This is a genomic window from Paenibacillus typhae (assembly GCF_900099765.1).
Classification (GTDB): domain Bacteria; phylum Bacillota; class Bacilli; order Paenibacillales; family Paenibacillaceae; genus Paenibacillus_AQ; species Paenibacillus_AQ typhae.
In genome coordinates, this window is record NZ_FNDX01000025.1 from 66,763 (window position 1) to 86,768 (window position 20,006).

16 protein-coding genes and 5 pseudogenes are annotated in these 20,006 nt (G+C 35.3%); 4 read left to right on the top strand and 17 right to left on the bottom strand.

The window, feature by feature from the left end; genetic code table 11:
• Positions 1-5: 5 nt before the first annotated feature.
• The 7 genes and pseudogenes from BLR64_RS18995 to BLR64_RS19025 all read right to left on the bottom strand — a co-directional run bounded on the left by BLR64_RS18995 (position 6) and on the right by BLR64_RS19025 (position 10,420).
• Positions 6-656: a hypothetical protein gene (locus BLR64_RS18995; RefSeq protein WP_090716499.1), complete on the bottom strand. Its 651-nt coding sequence runs from the start codon at positions 654-656 to the stop codon at positions 6-8.
• A gap of 240 nt (positions 657-896) precedes the next feature.
• Entirely contained in the window at positions 897-1,499 is a 603-nt protein-coding gene (locus BLR64_RS19000) for a hypothetical protein (RefSeq protein ID WP_090716500.1), read from the bottom strand.
• Positions 1,500-1,711: 212 nt separating this feature from the next.
• Positions 1,712-1,870 (bottom strand): annotated as a pseudogene (locus BLR64_RS31260) (DUF255 domain-containing protein); the annotation flags it as partial.
• Between the two features lie 213 nt (positions 1,871-2,083).
• Complete coding sequence (locus BLR64_RS19010; protein WP_090716502.1) at positions 2,084-5,845, bottom strand: ATP-binding protein; 3,762 nt, start codon at positions 5,843-5,845, stop codon at positions 2,084-2,086.
• 155 nt (positions 5,846-6,000) lie between these two features.
• Positions 6,001-7,704, bottom strand: a complete 1,704-nt coding sequence (locus BLR64_RS19015) for an ATP-binding protein (protein ID WP_090716503.1) — start codon at positions 7,702-7,704, stop codon at positions 6,001-6,003.
• A gap of 15 nt (positions 7,705-7,719) precedes the next feature.
• Positions 7,720-8,709, bottom strand: a complete 990-nt coding sequence (locus tag BLR64_RS19020) for an SIR2 family protein (RefSeq protein WP_090716505.1) — start codon at positions 8,707-8,709, stop codon at positions 7,720-7,722.
• A 364-nt stretch (positions 8,710-9,073) separates the two neighbouring features.
• Positions 9,074-10,420 carry a recombinase family protein gene (locus tag BLR64_RS19025; protein WP_090716507.1) on the bottom strand — a complete coding sequence of 449 codons (1,347 nt, stop codon included), beginning with the start codon at positions 10,418-10,420 and terminating at the stop codon, positions 9,074-9,076.
• 108 nt (positions 10,421-10,528) lie between these two features.
• Here BLR64_RS19025 and BLR64_RS30385 point away from each other — a divergent pair, with 108 nt between their 5' ends.
• Positions 10,529-10,705 carry a hypothetical protein gene (locus tag BLR64_RS30385; RefSeq protein ID WP_167360729.1) on the top strand — a complete coding sequence of 59 codons (177 nt, stop codon included), beginning with the start codon at positions 10,529-10,531 and terminating at the stop codon, positions 10,703-10,705.
• Positions 10,706-10,898: 193 nt separating this feature from the next.
• On the opposite strand, the gene BLR64_RS19030 is transcribed toward BLR64_RS30385, so the two are convergent.
• On the bottom strand, positions 10,899-11,852 hold the full coding sequence (locus BLR64_RS19030) for a hypothetical protein (protein WP_090716508.1): 954 nt from the start codon (positions 11,850-11,852) through the stop codon (positions 10,899-10,901).
• A 140-nt stretch (positions 11,853-11,992) separates the two neighbouring features.
• A pseudogene (locus BLR64_RS19035) lies at positions 11,993-12,190 on the bottom strand (DUF255 domain-containing protein); the annotation flags it as partial.
• 287 nt (positions 12,191-12,477) lie between these two features.
• Between BLR64_RS19035 and BLR64_RS19040 the strand changes: the two are divergent.
• Positions 12,478-12,951: a staygreen family protein gene (locus BLR64_RS19040; protein WP_090716510.1), complete on the top strand. Its 474-nt coding sequence runs from the start codon at positions 12,478-12,480 to the stop codon at positions 12,949-12,951.
• A 13-nt stretch (positions 12,952-12,964) separates the two neighbouring features.
• Here the strand turns inward: BLR64_RS19040 and BLR64_RS31265 are convergent, their stop codons facing one another.
• From BLR64_RS31265 to BLR64_RS19075, 7 genes and pseudogenes are all read right to left on the bottom strand, one after another.
• On the bottom strand, positions 12,965-13,294 hold the full coding sequence (locus tag BLR64_RS31265) for a CPBP family glutamic-type intramembrane protease (RefSeq protein WP_090716511.1): 330 nt from the start codon (positions 13,292-13,294) through the stop codon (positions 12,965-12,967).
• A 548-nt stretch (positions 13,295-13,842) separates the two neighbouring features.
• Complete coding sequence (locus BLR64_RS19050; RefSeq protein ID WP_090716512.1) at positions 13,843-15,072, bottom strand: hypothetical protein; 1,230 nt, start codon at positions 15,070-15,072, stop codon at positions 13,843-13,845.
• 108 nt (positions 15,073-15,180) lie between these two features.
• Positions 15,181-16,116 carry an alpha/beta hydrolase family protein gene (locus BLR64_RS19055; RefSeq protein ID WP_090716513.1) on the bottom strand — a complete coding sequence of 312 codons (936 nt, stop codon included), beginning with the start codon at positions 16,114-16,116 and terminating at the stop codon, positions 15,181-15,183.
• On the bottom strand, positions 16,100-16,381 hold the full coding sequence (locus BLR64_RS19060) for a DUF1871 family protein (RefSeq protein WP_090716514.1): 282 nt from the start codon (positions 16,379-16,381) through the stop codon (positions 16,100-16,102). Before BLR64_RS19060 ends, BLR64_RS19055 begins: the two co-directional genes overlap by 17 nt.
• A gap of 43 nt (positions 16,382-16,424) precedes the next feature.
• Positions 16,425-16,649: a hypothetical protein gene (locus BLR64_RS19065; protein ID WP_139172024.1), complete on the bottom strand. Its 225-nt coding sequence runs from the start codon at positions 16,647-16,649 to the stop codon at positions 16,425-16,427.
• 195 nt (positions 16,650-16,844) lie between these two features.
• Positions 16,845-17,015: pseudogene (locus BLR64_RS19070) on the bottom strand (DUF255 domain-containing protein); the annotation flags it as partial.
• A 160-nt stretch (positions 17,016-17,175) separates the two neighbouring features.
• Positions 17,176-17,652: a hypothetical protein gene (locus tag BLR64_RS19075; protein WP_090716517.1), complete on the bottom strand. Its 477-nt coding sequence runs from the start codon at positions 17,650-17,652 to the stop codon at positions 17,176-17,178.
• A 91-nt stretch (positions 17,653-17,743) separates the two neighbouring features.
• Between BLR64_RS19075 and BLR64_RS19080 the strand changes: the two genes are divergently transcribed.
• Positions 17,744-18,877, top strand: coding sequence for a hypothetical protein (locus tag BLR64_RS19080; RefSeq protein WP_244157768.1), 1,134 nt, complete (start codon positions 17,744-17,746; stop codon positions 18,875-18,877).
• 376 nt (positions 18,878-19,253) lie between these two features.
• Here BLR64_RS19080 and BLR64_RS19085 read toward each other — a convergent pair.
• Positions 19,254-19,424: pseudogene (locus BLR64_RS19085) on the bottom strand (DUF255 domain-containing protein); the annotation flags it as partial.
• A 349-nt stretch (positions 19,425-19,773) separates the two neighbouring features.
• Here BLR64_RS19085 and BLR64_RS19090 point away from each other — a divergent pair.
• Positions 19,774-20,006 (top strand): annotated as a pseudogene (locus tag BLR64_RS19090) (IS4 family transposase); the annotation flags it as partial.

Genomic DNA, 20,006 nt, shown 5'->3' on the forward strand with positions numbered 1-20,006 from the left:
TAATACTATATGTTAACTTCAATACTCTCATCTTCGATCTCATAATTACAATCACACGAAATCGCTTGCCCGTAACATTTAGGGCACTGTTCTACGTCACAACCTGGCACATGGAATTCCCCAATTTTAACAAGACATTCGGAACATTTATTTTGAAAGGTCAGTTTCAATTCTCCATATTTTTCATTACCATATCTTATTCTAGGATATCCTATTCCAATTATCTCGTATTCCTCAATATATTTTGATTCCAAAAAATCTTTAGGAAAATTTTTGTGAACTTCTTCAGCGTTATAAATAAGCAATTCACTTCGAAAAAACTTAATTAATTCTGCTTCCACCTCCCATAGTTCTTCCCTAATATTATCATGCAGCTCACTTCCCAAAAATCTGTAATGGAAGGAAGTAACGAATTCGAAAAGAATTGAATAATTTGATTGTAATTCTATTATTGAAGAATCAACTTCATAATGCATCATCTGATTTCTAATGTGAATAGCTTTTCTTATAGTTTCAATATCTTGCTTAGCTAAAGGAATATCTAGAATGTTGATCATTCTATCCAACGCTGTCGAAAGAGAAATTGTGTTTTTGGGTTTATCAATATTTTCATAAACAAAGAACTTATTTTCTCTTCTAAGTTTTTCTTTAATCATTAATTCAATTCCTTGAACTAAATTAATAAATGTTAGTTTCCATGCTCTGGGATTGTCATTACAATAGCTGTAGTACAAAAGTGATGAGTTTATAAAATCATATGAATTCTCAAGTAATCCATTTTTATAATCAATTGAAAACACATCCTTTTTAAATTTAATTACATTGACACAAAGTTTGTAAGCTTACCAATAAAAGTATGAGCAGTCAGCTGTAACAACTATTAAAAGTGGATGTACTTAAATTAGATTCGTTGGTTCTATATCTACTGAATTCCATGTGGTTGATGGAGTATATAAATGTGTAATCGGCATTAGCATTAATGCCGTCTTCCTTACTGCAACATAGTAAAGCAAAGCAGTCTCTGTATCAAACAAATGTGTATCTTTGTGCTGTTCTAAGTTATGTTTAGCGTTATTATACGGCTTGATAACTAACTTCAAGGTTTCATACAAATGTCTTTCTAATTTCACTTTTGCTAAAGGCAGGGCAAGCGCTTGGCCTAATGGATACCTGCGGATAGTAAACAATCTCTTTATCAGCGACTCTAAATGTAATCCACTCATATGTATTATTTCTCTAGTAACCCAATCAAAATCTTCAGGTTTCATCTTTAGATAAGCATAAATATATTGAATTGGCCGAAAAATATCTCGGTCCCCTCTCTCATACCGCCCAGTGTCTCCAATATTGATATTGTGAATGCCTGCTCCACCAATCTTTATGTCAATCTCAAGCATTGAAGAGAACAGATTATTTCGGTTACTGGAAATTTTACGGATTTCGCTTATTTCTTGCGAAGTTAATAACTTACTTGCAATATCAATAATGTAATTTTTCAAAACAACCACCCCTAATTATCATTTGAAACAAGTATTAATATCTTAAGCAATTATTCACCTTTAGTAATAGTTTCCATTATTTTGATACTTATGTACAGGGTAAAAGTATGGCGAATCAAAAAAAACCACCATTAAAGGCAGCTTTATAAGTATTAATATATTGATTTACACTAACATCTCATCAATGACAAGTTCTTGTGGATCAACAACTAGCTATACCCAACAGATAAGAAGACAGGCTTGTTGTCGCGTTTTGCGACTTCAAAAGCCTCTTAAGACCAAGGGAACCAGTTCACCGGGTTGTAAGCATGTTGCAACAAGTATGGTGACTTTTCCTTGGCTAATCTATTGGGTACTTTGTGAGTTGTCACGGGGCATCACCTCGTTTCGTGTTGGATTTGGGTAAAGTATTGCTTAGGGTTAGTTTACCCAAAAAGGTGGGGGAAGGCTCAGGATATGAAAAAGACTACAAACATCAGAGAAGTATTTAGTAAGGGACCGGAAATTCATGGTCATCAATTTCTCGCAAAGATCATATAAGTAACACCTTATTAATATCTTACGATTTATCTCATTTCATTTAATTAAAACTCTTTTAGAACTTCATCAATCTGTTCTCGCTCAATTTCCCGTCTCCATGCTTCAATTGACCTCTCAACTCTTTGTTTGTGCTTTAAATAAGTTAATCCAGTTAAAGCCGGAAGCAAAGATTCTAAGAAAGATATTCTTGCTTCCATGTATGGAATCATACTTCCCCACCCACCATAACTTCTTGATTCCAACTGAATTTCTTCAAATAAAATGGGATCAGTATTTAATTGAATAAAATGCAGAAGATGCTTTTTTCGGCGTTCAATTGAAACCTTAGCTTCAGTAATAGATGAAAATAAAACTTTCATGAACTTTGAATTATCATAATTAATATTGATGAAATGAGATAACCATTCGTCTTGACGAATAATTCGAGTATCAGAATTATCTCTGACTATGAAGAGGCTTGATATGTAATCTGAGACTCGCCATGATTGAATACCTTCATCATAACAATACACTTTGAAAATATGATCGGCGAGTTGCATATAGTTGTCACAATTCCAAATTACAGATATCCGGTTTTCATCTTCATTCCTCAAAGAGTCTCTATCTTTCAAAGTATACTGAATAAACTCATCGATAAATGTAAATTCACCCTTTATAAAATGAATTAGATATTGTCCGTCGATATCTAAATGTCTTTCGTAGGAAATTAATTTAAAGTATATTTCTTTCAGTAAGCCCAAATCTTTTTTGAATCGGTTAATTAGTATGTCTGGATTAATACCTCCACCATACGACCCAAACATCGAATGAAAATATAATGAAAACATAAAGGGAGAATAGTCATACTTTCTCGTAATAATTCTACTTGCTTTTACAAATATTTCGTCATCAACATGTCTATATCTTTCCAAAAACTCTATTTCTCTGTATGGTGATGAAGTAATATTACCCTCATTTGAGGATAAAAAGTCGTATAAGCTTTGTACTAGTTGTCTCGAAATAGTTTCCGAGGGCAGATTCTTATAGAAAGAAAACTGCCAGGCATTTTTCTGATCAAATTCAACTTTATTAATAATGTCATAGGCTCGCTTAGCACCAACAATTTCAAATAACTTAATAATTATTGGATCAGGATACAAGTCTATAGGTGTATTGTGAGCTAAATAGATATCAACAACATATAAAAAAAGTTCTCTATTAATTGCCAGGTGATTGAACGCATACTGCAACCCACTACTAATATCCCAAGTATTTTTAGGATCATATTTTTGATAATTTGAACATATTTGAATTATATTCAGAATCACTTCTTCCGTACAACCCTTTAATAACGTTCTGATATCAGACTCCTTAAACTCTTGTTCCTTCTTCCAATCGAATTCTTCTAAGTGACGCTTACCCTTTAAAATGTGATAGATTAGGAAATCAGCACTATTCAGGTATTCAGATAAATATGGCTGTAAATCTATACCCAAACGTTTAAATTGATCTGCTACTGTTTTTGCAATAATACAATGTGACAGCCTATTCGGTGAAAAAAGATCACTAAAAAAGCGGACAATAAATGGGAGATCTAACTGAACCAATTCTTCCTCTATTTTATCTCTATTGTAGTGTCCATAATTTTTAATTATAGTCTCAATTTCTTGCTGGTATGCTTCTTCATTTTGATACAAATCAAATAAACTATTCCATATCAATTCTCTATATTTTTTAGAGCCCTCACTTAGCTGAACTGGTATTTGAGACATAATGATGGTATTTCCTCTCCCAGCTTCTGAAGGTGAGAAATACAGTTTTAGGAACTCAGCAGCAACTCTAATAAAAAGAATACATTCATTTTCATTTTTCCATGTATCAGCATGCTCAATAAATTTATGTATCAGTTGAATCTGCGTCCAATAGTCATAGCGATGTGAATTTTTTTTAACACTAAATGAATTGTTAATTGTGTGATAGAAACTCATGAAACCTTGCGGCATTTTTTTGTAATACTCGAACAATAAATCCAAAGCTTCTGGCAAATCACTTCTATCGTGAAACCCACCTATAAGGCTTAAAATATCGTCATTTACGCTTTGATTACGACTCTCTTTCTCAAAATCTATAGAATTAATATCCAAACTCCCTTGAGGTAATGAATCAATTCTTTCTTTTAACATCAGGAGCGTTTCAGTTGGTCTAGTACTATAAAACACTTTTACAAAATCAAAGAACAAGGGACTCCGCGATTTTTCAAAATCATCCCATACAATACAGATTTCTTTTTCAAGTTTTTGATGCATATCCTCAGAAGCAAAGATATTTGCTAGAGTATTTATCGCATTAATTACACGTGGTTTATGGCTTCCAAAAAATTCTTTCAGCATTACTGATAACGGAATGATCCGCTTCGTTATAAATACATACGAAAGTAGATAATTACCGAGACATTGATCGGATATTTTTACAGCTTTATCGTTGTAAATATCAACTAATTCCAATTCATGTAATTTATAGGCACATTTAATGAACATTTTATCCGAAATGCCTAATTTCTCCAAAACGGGTATCAGGTATTCTAGTCTTTCGAGGTTTATTGCTGATAGAAAAGAAATTATGCCTGCTACCGCATACAAATCTCTATCTTGATCGAAAATATTTTCTTGTATATATTTACCGTAATATCCTTCATACAATTGAGTCGCATCATTAATGCTAGATAAGGATTGTGTTTCAACCGCAAGCTTCCCCGCAATGACAGCAAGCCTCGCATTTCCCTCAGCAATCCTAACAATCTTATCGAGATAGTTTGTATTTAATATCTGCAGATTAGCCTCTAGAAGTTTCTTTATCTCTTCATCTGAAAACGTGCTAATCGTACAAACCTCTGGAATTGTATAATTGCGAATATCTTGAATCGTCGTTAGCCTTGCATAATCTCTCACAGTAATTACGATTTTCACATCATAACCTTGTTTATACTTTGTAAGATACTGCAGTATATGTTGTAATCCTGAAAGTTGATTTGCATCATCAATTAGCAAAAGGTATCTGTTGGGAGTATCTAAAGATACTTTTAAATCTTCATATATAGGAAGTCGATTGCTTTGAATGCACAACAATCTATAATCATTTTCATATGCATATTTTTTACAACACTCCAAAGCCAATCGTGTTTTCCCTACTCCAGCAGGTCCTGTTATCAACGTAACGCTTGTATTTTCTATTTTAGTTAACACTTCGTTGATTTCACTTTCTCTAAACTTAAACGTAGTTGAAAGTGGGGCTGCCATACCGTTCGAATCATAAACAGATATGAATTCGTTGACTTCAAAAATTTGGTCTGTACTAATTGATATCCCTAAAAAATCGCGTGATATTCCATGAAACCGAGTATAAATATTACTGGCTATATCGTCTATTCCATATAATTGAAGTAACACTCCATTGCATGAACAATAATCGCGTAGCTCTTTGCTTTTCCCCGCAGATAAATTAGCTGAGGTATGACAATAGATAATCTCTGCAATACCTGTTGCCTCTACCCCAGTTTTATTGGGGTTCAAACAATCGCAAATATCTGCGAGTATTTTTTCAAATATGTTTGACTGCTGAGTAGTGTACATAACAAAAATATAATTTCCGTTTGGATCAAGAAAATATGTATCAGGGATACCCTTTGTAGTCTTCATGGTTCCAGATTTCATGCCCAATGATAATACATTTTCGTATCCTAATTTATATAAATACGCATCACATAATTCTTGAAATGCACCACCATCTAGTTGTAAAATTCTTTGCTTTATGTCTGTCAACTTGGACAATTATGATTCCCCCAATGCTTAAGTGATTTTCTTCTCTATAAAAAAATAAACTCGCTTGAATTTTGCTTATTATAGTTGGGAGTCGCATTGGGAGGAAAAAAGGTTCCCCTAATTAATTGAGTTACCGTTGCAAGTCACCTTGTATTATTTCTAACTTAATTTTTTGATTGCTTTCTCATTGATTCTACTGCAACTGCTAATACATCAGAAACTGTACTCTGAGACCACTTATCCCAAAACTTAACTGTCGCGCTGTCAGGTTTCATTTTAGGTTCAGCAATTTTAACTCTACTGGGCAATAAACTTGCATCACCAACGACCAATGCTTCTCCAATATCCAATATGGGTAAAAGTTCTGCGTAGTTTCCCAGACTATCTGGCAGAAGTTTTTTCACAACATTTTGATCATCTGCATTCGTTAATCTCATAGCAATAAAATTACTACTTTGACTAAGCACAGTCCGGTTTACTTCCGACGGTCTTTGAGAAATTACTACCAAACCGATCCCATATTTTCTTCCTTCTTTAGCGATCCGTTCAAAGCTTAATAAGCTTGATGCTTCAACTCCAAGTTGTACATTAGCTGGAATATAAAGATGCGCTTCATCACAAAACAACGCAATGGGATGGATTTTGTCCTTATCTACCCATTGTTGAACTGAAAATACAATTCTAGCAATTAGTGAAACTACTAATGGCAAAATATCAGAAGGAACTTCAGAGAAGTTAATAATCTTCACCCCTCCACCTTGTGAAGCTGAGGACATTAATTTTTTACATAGGGAGGTCATATAATCATATTGTAATAACGCTTGATCATTAGAAAACATAAAATTCAAACGTTTGTCTTGTATTTTTGCTTTTAACCTTTGAATAAACCGTGAAAGCTTACCGTAAAATTCCCCTTGTTTTTCTTTATTATTTGCTCCAGGAACCATTCTTGTATCTAAATCTTCTATACTATTAATTAGTTCATCAATTCTATATGGAATAGGGCTATCAATTGTTAAGTTATCTAACATAAACGCCTTATCTTGTTCTTTTAAAGAAGCTTCTTTTTCTTGTAGAACTGTTCTACTAAAAACCATCGCCTGATTAGGGGCATTGCTGTCACTACGATCAAGCATCATGGATAACATTTCGTCATAAGTAAGTAACCAATACGGCAAAAACATGTTCCCATCTTTCACACTATCTGATGGGCCAGCAATCTTATAATGCTGAATTCCCTCCCCCTTAATTGGTGCATATTCTCCGTGGATATCAAATAATATTGCATTCGATGAGTCCAACTTAGCAATTTGTTCAACTAAAGAGGCAACAGTATATGACTTGCCAGAGCCAGTACTTCCAGCAATGACAGCATGTCGTTGAAATAACTTATTCCCGTCCAACCAAGCCTTTGCATTATCATTGAGCGTATAGGTTCCAATACATAGAGGATTATTAGTATCTGCTGAGCTCTGAGATATCACCCCCATAAAACTTGTTAATGTTACATCGTCCATTATAAAACAATCAGCATCAATCTCGGGTACTGATTCCAACGTACGCTTAAATTGATTTGAAGCAAGTCCAATTTTATCAAAAAAAGTACCTATCAAGGTTATTTTAACAATATCATTTGAACATGGAACTTCTTCATCCTCCACTTCCATATCCTCATCAAATTTACGCATAATTTTAACAACCAATCCAATTAAATGCTGTCCACGTTTTGAAGCGCGGATCACAACTAAATGATTCACCTGTAGTTTAGAAAGCATGTCGCCTCTAGTAACTTTTACAATAACGGAAGCAGTATCTACGCTTTGGACTTTACCTACAGCCTGTGGATCTTGAAATTTGAAAATAGACATCTACAAACCTCCAAATTAGTTAAGAATATTATAAAACTCTTCCAACTTCCAAAACTCTCCTTTTTCTGAGTGTTTTACATCTTTCATTAAAAAATCTGTGTATCCTGCTATATCATTTTCTTGAATTATTACATAATTGGTTGCATTCATTGATATCATTTTTAATGCAGAGTCCGATAATTTCTTAGTAACTACGACTATTGGTTTTCCCTTGCGAATGGCACTAATTATGTTAGTTTGTATCTGCTCATCATTAAACCCATAACCAATACATAAAAAGCTATCAGCTTTTGCAATGTAATCATCTGCAATATGTATTACATCTCTACAAGGAGGTTGAGCGATTGAGCGATATTTTTCTGATCCTGGCGGAATAATCTTCGGATGCATTTGTTCCGGTATTATTGCTTGTAAAGGAATTGAATATATACTTCCGTTGCTGTGTTCAAACCAGTCTAAAGAACCATGTACTTTCAATAGATTAACCTTTCTTTTCCCCTTAGCTAATTCAATATCGATCATCCTCATATATCTACCAGCGCACAGTGTATTTACAGATAAATTAAATTGATCACATGCGTATTCAATAACGCGATCATAATTTGTGGTAATAACATTCACTTGCTTAGGGTGAGGTACACACATTGCTTTTAGTAATTTACCTATAGACAAAGTGATTTCGTCCTTTAGTACTTTATGAAAAAGCTGTAAATCGTACTTAGCAACTAACTCCCACGTACTTCTCGTGATATCATACATGATTTCTTCCAGCAAGTTTAGCCCGGTCAGTGCTGACTCCAGATCTTGCCCTTTCTTTAAACGCTCTTGGAATTCAACCCATTCATTATCAAAACTATATTTAGGTCCTAGTTGTGTAATGAGATGTTCGGAAAGTTGAAACATTCCTGGAATACCATAAGGAATTGTTCCACCAGTACCCATTAAAATTAATGGAACATCTTGAGTGAACTTCTGAACTAATTTAAAAACCGTATTCAGTTCCATTATTAATATTCATCCTTTATAAATGATTTTAGTTCAATCTCCCGCAGAAATTATTCCAAAAAACTCCAGAACCCCATTCTCTTTTTAATATTCGACAAAGTTCTCTACTCCCCTTCCAAAAGAACTAAATTTCCCCATATAAAAAACCCCCAGAACAATTCCAGAGGCCCATAGTTAATTTCAAATTGCTTCATGCATTATTTTACTTATAACAAACCGTCAACTCCACCTGATACCCTTCCCGATTATACACAACCCGCTCCACCAACTTCTTCAACGCCCGATTCTTCTCTTCACTAGTCACTACTTCACTCCATAACTCCCTGAACTGTCCAATCCGCTCAACGATCTGCTCTACAGTAGGTTAACTACTTTCATCTACTACCAGCTTTCGCAGATCCTCCAATTCTTTCTCCAACTGCTGAATCTGTCTTGTCCTAACAGCCTTTCGTTCTAAAAATACTTGCTTCGTAATAATATCCTCTTCGTAAGATTCATGTAGCTTAACAAATGCCCGACTCTCTTTATGCAATTCCGCTTCTTTTATTTCAATTATAGCTTTCGTGTCGGCAAACCCATTATTATGCATTTCAATATCCCTAATAATGTTCGAGTCTAATTGAATTACTCGATCATACAATGTATTAAAGAATTCCTCATCCAATGCCTTTCCTTTTTGTTTGCACTTACTCCCATCTTTATAACGATGATAGCAAAGCGTATTCCAATACTGTCCTTTACTTTTGCTGTAAGCTACTCTGAACTGCATTTTACAGCCGCATTTTTCACAATATAATAATCCTGACAAAGGAAACAGATTTCTACGTCCATTTGGATTCATTAACCGGTTTTTGACCAACCGCTCTTTAATGGCATCATGCTCTTCTTGTGATTTTAGTTTTTCATGTACACCTATAGCTTTTATTTGTTCTTCTTCAGGTACAAATTCAACTTGTCCTCGCTTGGTTCGCGTCTTCCCATAGGTAATGTAACCAAGATGAATTTCGCTTAGCAATAAACGCTGTACCGTCACGTTAGACCATCCCTTGTCTATACCATTTGGTTTTATATTATAAGGAGTTCGTATTCGATTATCTGTCAACCAAATGGCAATTTCACCCAGATTATTTCCATTTAAATATTTTTCTACAATGGTTCGATAAATCGGACGCTTAGCTTCATCCACAAGTACCGCTCTTGTATTCTTATCATAATAATACGGAAACGGTGGTTTTCCATTCGTCCATATGCCTTTTTTAGCTCCTGCTTCTTTCCCCTGTTTCATTCTTCGCTTGATTGTCTTGTATTCCATCCTCGCAAAAATCGACATGAAATCAAATGAAACGTCATCATTATCCACATCTAAATCGTATACCTTATTAGGTGTAATAATTAATGTGTCTGAATTTAAAAAAGTATCTTTAATCAGTGTCCAATCCTTATTCTCCCCACGCCCTAATCTGTCAATATCCATGACCACTACACCGTCATATAACTGTTCCTCCACATGTCCCAATAGCCGCTGCATTTCCTTTCGAGATTCTATCTTTTCTCCAGAGGCCACTTCTTCATATAGTTTATAGGTCCAATTCTTATTCGAAACCAAGGCCAGAAGGGTATCCCTATGCTTCGAAAGAACATCTTCAAATTCACCATCGTCTCTGGATTTCCGTAAATAAACTGCTACATGTTTTATCATTTTATCTTTCATAAATTCCTTCTCCTAAAAGTTAATTTTGAGTTGCCTTTTGATTAGAATGTTGAACATTTTTGATCGAGTTGATCAAAAAGAACAATTCTATTATTTGGAGGCAATAAAATGAAGAATAAATACACTTACGTAATAACTGAAAAGAATAATTGCTCTAAACAGGCTGAATATCAGTTTCATAAGCATGTTGCAGAAATATTAAATCGTACGATCATAACTCCAATCGAATCCCCCTTACCTCATTTAAAAGTTCCAGATTCTACACAAGAAACATCTGAAAATTAACTAAGTAAAACAAAAAAAATCCTGAGTACATGTACAGCGCTCAGGATTTTTTCTAAAAATTCGATTGTATGAATTCTCGTTCCGCTTTCTTTAAATATCTACGCGAATTCTCAAATAAAATAATCGTCAATAACTATAGGTTTAATTGTCATAATGTACTCCTTTATTAACTTTATACTATTGAGATGATCATCTAACATCTGCTTAGTTTTTTTATCCTTGTTAAAGTCCAAGCTGCGGTTTGTCCAAATCCATCTACAGTTGATGTTATTGCGGCATAAACAAGACTATTCTTAACTAGCTCCATTTCTTTGATCTGAGCTATATTTTTATCGGATAAGTCAATAAAAACTGGAAAACCATTAGCAGTATCAATTAGAGTTATTTCCATATAACTTAAATCCACTGCTTCGATAATGTAATAACTTTCTCTAGATACAAGATCAGTACCTGGTTTAACGGTTATATCTAAATTGAAAAGTTGCGAAAGGGCATTACGTTGTTTAAAAATCATGTCATCAAAATTTTTCACATATTTATTTTCCGAATCGTTTACTTCATCTATTGCTTTGATAGCAATATCTTCGAATATATCCAGTGTCATTTCCTCTTTAAATCCTATTGAAATCTTCAACATACTTTTAAAACTATTCATAACACTTAGAGCTTCTCCTTTCAAAATCATATTATCTTTTTGTTTAAAGTTATCACTATAATGTAGGCAATCGTTTCTTATCTTACGGATATCATTCATAAGAGTAAAAGAGTCTTCTGAAATCAAATTTGATTCCAACATTAGCCTTAATCTATTAAACTGTGTTTCTGATTGCCATTCATTTTTCCCAGCTTCAGTAACCAAATACTTTGTAAAATCCTCAACTGAAATCCCTATCAAAGCAATGCAACTAGTAAAAAAACCAAATTCATAAAGAGCTTCTGCCTCCTTCAGTAATTTCACAAAATCGCTATTATCCTCAAAAAACAAAATATCCTCTATCTCCCATTTCCGATTAATTATTTCATCGAGATTATTATCAAACCATTGTTTTACTATTTCTAAATATGCCTTTTTATCTCTTTGAATGTAAGCCTTTTGCTCATTAGTCTGAACTAATTTATAGTTGAATTTGTTAAAATCAAAATACATAATAAGCACTCCATTCATATGTAGGATATAGGGAATTTCCTTAATATTACTTTCGCACATTTCTTTACTTACGAACATGGCAAAAGTATGGCGAATTAAAAAAAACAACCATCAAAGGCTGTTTTATAAGCATTAATTTATTGATTTACACGAACATCCCACCAATGACAGGTGCTATATCCTACCGAAAGGAAAATCGGCTTATTCTCAGCCTGCGCCTTGGCAAAAGCCTCCTCCCCCCATGGGTACCAATCCACGGGGTTGTGGGCGTGCTGAAGGAGATAAGGGGATTTTTCATTTAACAGTCGATTAGGCTGTTTGCCTTCTTTGAATTCCATTATATGTAACCTCCTTAAACGGATTGGGTCATTGTTAGTATTACCCCTTGGGGAGGGAAAAGACACTAACAGAGGTGGAGGTTAGTGTTTAAAGTTACTACCATAGCTCCATTACCAGTAATAATTGAACAATTAATCCTCCGCTAAGATGCAAAGGTAATTTTCTTACATATCATAAAATTAAACGTGCGCTGATTCAACACAAGATCATGATGTAGTCAGTATGGATATTCGCCGTCCGTTCAGAACGTTTAGGCTATAACCTGATTACCTTTGGAGGAATATATATGTCTGATTTTAATCCTCATAAATTAATGGTGAAACTAATCCCACCTGCTACTTCATTAGAACCACTACAAGGAAGAAAATATACGCTAACTCATTCTGATATTACTGCTGATTTATTTTTAGACATTGGATATGTATACAATACCGAGGCCATTAACTGGGTAATGCGGGATGAAGTGCTGGCAGAATGGACCAAAGATCAGCAAAATCATTTCAATTTGACTGGCAAGGTGTATGTAGACGGTGGAGAATTCGGTAAAAATATATCTGATATCCGTTTTAGCATTTTTAAAAAAGAAATGGATACCGCCTTAAAAGGAATTGTGTATGGCGATCAATCCTTTTATAAGATTTACCCCCTACTTCTTGATGCTCCAATTTATATTTATTTTGAATCCACATATCCGCAATATAGGCAAATCATATACTATGGGACTCCACGCCAATATTTGGAGCACATATACAAAATGTAAGGTAATACACTTTTCAACTAAAAATCATACCAGTCATTACAAAAATGAGATTCATATAGATATGCATTAGGATGGGGGAAACAATCCCCTTAGATCGTAGGGCGGCTCCTCCCATAAAGAAACCTCCAATTGAAAAGGCGATGCACACTCCAAATGAAAATCCCAAATCATAATGTGACATGCCAAAAAGCAGACTAGTCACAATTAATCCATAGATGTTTCCAGACGATTTGACATATTGGTCAACAGAAAGTGTGAAACGGTGTAACCGATAAGAAAAAGAACTATTATTTTGATACTTACCTGAACCCTTGTTTTTAATTCCAACCGACTTCACTCCCATTTCCCAGTGGCAAGTTGAATAGCTATATGTGGACTTTTCATACCAACAAGGGTTAGTGCCTCGGTTCGCCTTTTCTCTCTTTAAACCTTGTTATCATAACTAACAGTATAATAATTCCGAGCAAAGGGAGATTACGACCATGGCGAAAGAATAAGTGCCAATGATCCAACTTTGTTTTTGCGTATGATTAACCTATGTTGCGTTTACTCAATAAAAAAGGAGCCCTTTTACAGGCTCCCCTTTCGACGGTGTTTGATCGTTCGAGTATCTTTAAAAGTCACACTTCACATCATTAGAAATACTTGGGCACCGCTTGTTCACTTTCCGTTTTAAAGGAATGCTACTAGGCGTGTGTGTTCAGAAATGCTCTGCGACACAACCCCTCGCTTTCAGTTGACTTAGTGATTAGTTAAATTCCTCTTGTAGCCCTAGCACCAAATGGTCCAACGGAACCACACCTCTCTTCACACCGTCAAAAATATCTTGCACAGATTTCAAGCTTCTTATACATCGTATGCTTAAACAATTTTAAATCGGGATTCCGATTTTTAAGAAAATTTCAGTTCCGATAATTTAACATAATATAATCTTGGCCTAAGCTCCTCTCCTGTGTCAGGATCTTTGTATCTCATTGTAATTAAGAGATCATCATTTGAATTTCTCGAAATGTTGATGATATAGTACCTTTCGTCATCAACTTTAAACGTTGTTTTTTTCAGCGTGCCGTCTGTGTAATTTAGTAGATATAGGTCATTGTTTTTGCCGAACGATTGATAAAATAAGCCTGATAATTTACTTTCTACAGACTCAGAAGACATTTCAAATTCCGGATTAATATCCATAATAGAGCTCAGGGACTCATTTTCAATTTTCCCTAAAAATCTTGTGATGCTAAAATTCTCATAATAGAAATAATCGTTTACAACCGCAAAATTAGATACGCCTTGACGTAATTCATTCCCGGGCGAGTCTGTAGAATGAGATGGAATAGTTGAAACATCAACAGTACGCAGGAAACTCATATTATGGTCGTATGTATCCAGATACAACTGTGTTTTCCCGTCGGATTCTATTTTCAGCCGTAATAATGAAAGGGTTTGATGGTCAGATGTAATATGCCGGATTGCTTCTCCGATTTGGGCTTTATTATCAAAATCAAATCTCTTCAGGATCTTTCTTTCGTTCGTTTCTGTATCATACTCTTCCAGCTCAGAACCGCCCTTAGCGATTACTCTAGCCATTAACAGTTTATTTCCGACAGCTGTCATAGAATTGTAGGGAAATCCACCTTTTTCAGAAAAAACAACCGACATAGCGTTATTATTTAAGTCTACTTTATATAGATGAAGCGTTCTGTTCTCTCTATCCAAGCTTGTCCCAGTTGTAACAAACATGTATAAAGAGTCACCAATAACAGTGGTGTCATATTTAGCTTCGTATAGCCAATTATCAACCGTACCCAATTTAATATTATCTTTCGTTTCAAAAATATAACGATAGTAATCCATTTTTGCTGCTGATTCTACCGATCCAGCCGGAATCTTATTGTAGATAATGCTATCATCAGTTAGTACCAGGATTCCATAACGTTCAATTTCTCCGATGATTACATTGTTAATATCATAAATCGAAATGGTTTCATTTAAAATTGAATTGCTTGTAGTTCCTTGGCTAATGGTTTGTTTGGAATCGCCTCTTTTTTCGTTTGCGGAGTTGTTGTCACAGCTACATAAAATCATTAGTAGAACCAGGACAGAAATCCATATTAATTTCTTCAAAATTACCCTTCCTTCGCAAAAGTCATAAACTTGTGTATTCTACTAAATCACTGCAGAAACCGGGCCGTTCAGGCTTCAGAAGTTTATTTATTTTTTTAAAATGTGGACTTACTCCATACCATGTTTCCCTGTCGAATTAAGCCAGTCTATAATAAAATCGAATCTTTCTTTCGTCAGTCCATGACCGCCTTGATATCTCTTGTGGTACAGGTTATGTAAAGCATTCAGTTCTAAATAAGCCGGGCTGGCTTTTTCAACGATATATGACGCATCTCTTGAATATTTATCATCATCCGCAGAAACAATAAGCAGTTGTCTTGGTGCAATACAGGATACCAAATCATATATATCGTATTTGTTGTGGAAGTTCGGAATTACGCTCGCCATTTCAATCCCGACATTGTTTATCATACGATTTGCATAAGTACAAGCACTGCCGCTGGCACAGCTAAAGGCTATTCGTTCATCTAGCGCAGAATGAAATAGAACCGTATTACCGCCATATGAATGTCCAAGTGTGCCAATACATTGATTGTCAACAAAAGGAAGACTAGAAAGCAACGTTATACCATTCATGGCATCAGCGATCACTTTTTTCATCAAAGAATCGCCTTTTATTATCCGATAGCACATTTCATTATAATGCTGCCAAAAGTCACTATTGTCTGGGAGAGGTTCAATTCCGTGTGCATGTTTACGTCTCTCCTCAAAGCATATGGAGTCGGGAGCTAATACAACAAATCCCTTTTTGACTAATGCAGGTCCGAAAGCTTGCAAAGGATTTCCTGCTAAACCGCAAACCTCGCTCTTTCCTAAATGATGCTCCCTGTTGTGCTGGTGGTTTATGAGAATCGCCGGATTTTTATCAAGGATTTCCGGAAGCAAAAGAAAAGCAATAACCTTGTCTCCGTAAGAATCATACTCAATTAATTGTCTTGTATACCCTTCTTCCTTTGTGGAGTTTAGCAGTCGATACTCGATACCAGGTACGGTATGAGGAAGATTAATTCCAATTGCTTCTGCTATCTCATTTCTTGCGTTCACAATAGTACTCACCTTCCTTTATATGACTCTCTGCAAGCTCCCATATCTGCTTAGCCGTATTTAAACATTCCTCATACCCAAATGGCTCGCCAAAACTGGAAGAAAATATATCTTGTATTCTTCTTGCTAATTCTTCGACTGTAGTAGCATCTGTTAGTGAAAGGGTGACTTCTTCAATTTCCGAATCAAATTCATCAACAGGTGCATGTGGTAATAAACCAAAAGGATTCCATTCATGAATGACTTGTCTAACCATTTTTTTCATATTTATCCGTCTCCTATTGTTTAGTAATCCTATCCCTATTCAGCTAAACCATTACCTTATAAAATAAATAGAAACTACAACCGCAAGTGACCATCCCTTGGAGTCCGGCATTTCGTTTAGCTTTATAATGTGAAATGAGTACTTCTTCCTTGAAAGCCTTATTAGAAATAGTGCCATACTCCCCCACAAAATACATGTAAGCACCCAGTGTAGACAATGATGGATAAGTGGTCAGATAATCGCTTGCTCCAATTTTCTTTTCTTCCATAAGCTGGATCATCCATTTATCACAAATTACCTGTTCTAATATCATACTCCAAATTAGTCAGCAAAAGCATTCCAAATGAAGAGGGTTCAAAACGGGATTATTTGGTCCTTTTTCAGTTTTCATTATGAACAAAAAAGCTCCTGCCAACTTCATTGGCAAGAGCAACTTTATTCATTGATTTACACGAACTTCTCACCAATGGCAGGTGCTATATCCGACTGAAAGGAAAATCGGCTTGTTCTCCGCCTGCGTCTTGGCAAAAGCCTCCTCACCCTATGGATACCAATCCACGGGGTTGTGGGCGTGCTGGAGCAGGTAGGGTGATTTTTCTTTAGCTAATCTATTGGGTGCATTTTGAGTTGTCATGGGGTATCCCCTCATTTCGGCTGATTTGGGCAAAGTACGTCTAGGGTTAGTTTACCCAATTTGGCGGGGGAAGGGCACAAAAGCAGCCTTCTTCTATAAATATTCTTTTAAATTCTATGGTTGTCGCTATTTTTATATCTCCAGGGCTAAATAATTAAGTTCATTCACTTACCATCTCCATGGAAGAAACTTTATGCCAATTTTCTGAACCAATCTTATTTAAAATTCCTTCCTTATCCAGAGAAGCCTGATAAGATTGGTAGGAATCGTTATAATCAAATTGCTTTAAATAGTAATTCCCTTCCTTATCCGTTACGTACATATAATACTCCGATTTTGGATCGGCTCCTTCGTATGAATATTGAAGAATATAAATACGATCAACTTTTTCATGGGAAGGCAGGGAAGTCTGGATTCCATCTTTTTTCCAAATGTTAAATTGATTTAATAGTTTATGATCCCCAATCATATCTATTAATTCTGGTTGAACTTTTGTTGAATCAGTTTTGTAAATGGAGATATAAACGGTGGTCGGGGTTTGATCATTCATTGATTGATAATTAGTATCTCCCACTTTCGAACAAGCTGCCAAAAACAAAATAATTAACATAATTGGGAAGAAAATTCTAGTTTTCATGTAATCCTCCTTGTATTTTTTCTAAAAAAGGTTTTTAATGGTATTTATAGAATATGTATGATTATACCATATAAAAAGGAAGGTGTGTTCTTTGAGTTCTATTACTAATTTTTTTAGAAAGTCTGTTTTTCTCACTGTCTCTGCTGTTTTGATTATGGTACCACAAATTTCCTCTGCTTCACCTGAAAATAGAATTTCACATGAGGGAAATGAGTTAACGTCTGTTAGTGAAATAAGGCAATATTTGAAGAGTAACAATCACGTTAATATCCTGCTGTATGATGAATCTGGTAAAATTATCAATGAGTTCCATAGCGACGGTAACGAGATTCAATATCACTATAATTCCGATGGCGATATGATTGAATCTACCGATTCTTTTAACGGCAAACAGGTATATGAGAGAGATGAATCAAAAAAGTTAAGATCAATTAAGACCTATAATAATAATAAATTGACTGTTGAAAAGAAACTTGATGGTATTGGAGTAGATAGTGAATTTGTAACTCCTTTTGATACGAATTCGCTTATCTCCCCATTATCAACTACAGTCTATGAGGATACTATTATTAATGGGGTAGATATGAATCAACTTATTTCTGACGCCCAATTCATAAATACTTCAACCATGTCCTCGACATCAATCCAGGCATTCCTTACATCTAAAAACTCAATATTAAAAGATACAGTACTAATCTACTACTTAGATTCTTCTGGCAAACCCTATTTTAAGGGAGATACAATTAACGCAGCTTCTTCTATTGCAAGTAGTGCGCAGACCTATGGTGTAAATCCTAAAGTTATACTAGCTACCCTGCAAAAAGAATCATCTTTAGTTTCAGCTACTCCTGGTTCAGTATCTTACTCATCCCGGCGCTTTTATTACGCAATGGGATACGGTGCAACAGACGGCGGCGATGATTATACAAAAGGTGGATTTAACCAACAAATTTCAGGTGGAGCCTCTACACTGAAAAACAGATATAATCAAGCTCCGGCATCTGGATATCCGAAAGTATTTACAAACATTAATTTTGGGAATAATGTAACTTCTAATGGAGTAACTTATAAAAACTACGTTTGGGTAAAAAATAAAGCGACTTATTCTTTATATGTGTATACTCCACATACAATCGATACTTCATTATTGCCTACAATTGGTGGAGGAAATTATCTATTTGTTAATATTGCTAAAGGCTGGTGGGGAACCACCCTTTGGAACTAATTGTTAAGAGTAAGCAAACAAGGCTGCCCTCAAAGTCAATTAAAAGACTTTAGGCAGCCTTGTTTTATAAAGCATATGTGATATTGTATGAAGGCAAATAAAATGAGTAATATGCTAAACGAAGTTGAATTGACACGCGTGGAAAGACAAAAAAGCTCAATACGGTCGTCGATCCTAAAAGTAAATTCTTGTTTTTTTTCTGAGGGGAGACAAATCTAAGATTCCGCACCCGTTATGGGTACCTCAGCGAATTGATACTATGTCAAGCCATACTTAGCTAAATCAAATTTTTAATTGCATTCTTTATTAACAAAAAATCTCCCACCAATTTCATTGGCAGGGGCATCTTTATTCATTGATTTACACGAACTTCTCACCAATGGCAGGTGCTATATCCGACCGAAAGGAAAATAGGCTTGTTCTCCGCCTGCGCCTTGGCAAAAGCCTCCTCACCCCATGGATACCAATCCACCGGGTTGTGGGCATGCTGAAGCAGGTAGGGTGATTTTTCGTTAATTAATCTATTGGGTGCATTTTGAGTTGTCATGGGGTATCACCTCATATTCCGATTTTGGACAAAACATACTTAGGGTTAGTTTACCCAAAATGGTGGAGAAATGCTCAGCTTTCTGCAATCCATGTAACGTATTGTACAGGGTTAAGAAAATTTCAGTTCCGATAATTTAACATAATATAATCTTGGCCTAAGCTCCTCTCCTGTGTCAGGATCTTTGTATCTCATTGTAACTCAACTTTCGCAGCTAGAAAATCGGCTTAAACCCTTGAGACTGTAAGAAGAATTCGCTATATTTAGCCAAGTTGACAAAAAACACCTCGCTTGTTTGGTATCATGGAAGTGTCGAGCTCACATGCCAACAAGAAAGGTGCGCAACCCTATGTTACAACAACATTCCCTGTCTGAACAGTCTCGCTTTTCCAAACTTTTTGCCAATCTTCAAATCGGGAAAACCTTACGACAAGCAGGTATTTCCAAATCGTTCGGTCTTTCGAGCCTAGCAATTTTTCAAATCGTGTTCTCCCTGGTCTTCGAAGGGAAGAATTGGTTTCGCCTTCTGGAAAGTGACCGTGCTGCAGATCTTCCCGGCAAAGATGTTATTTATCGGTTTTT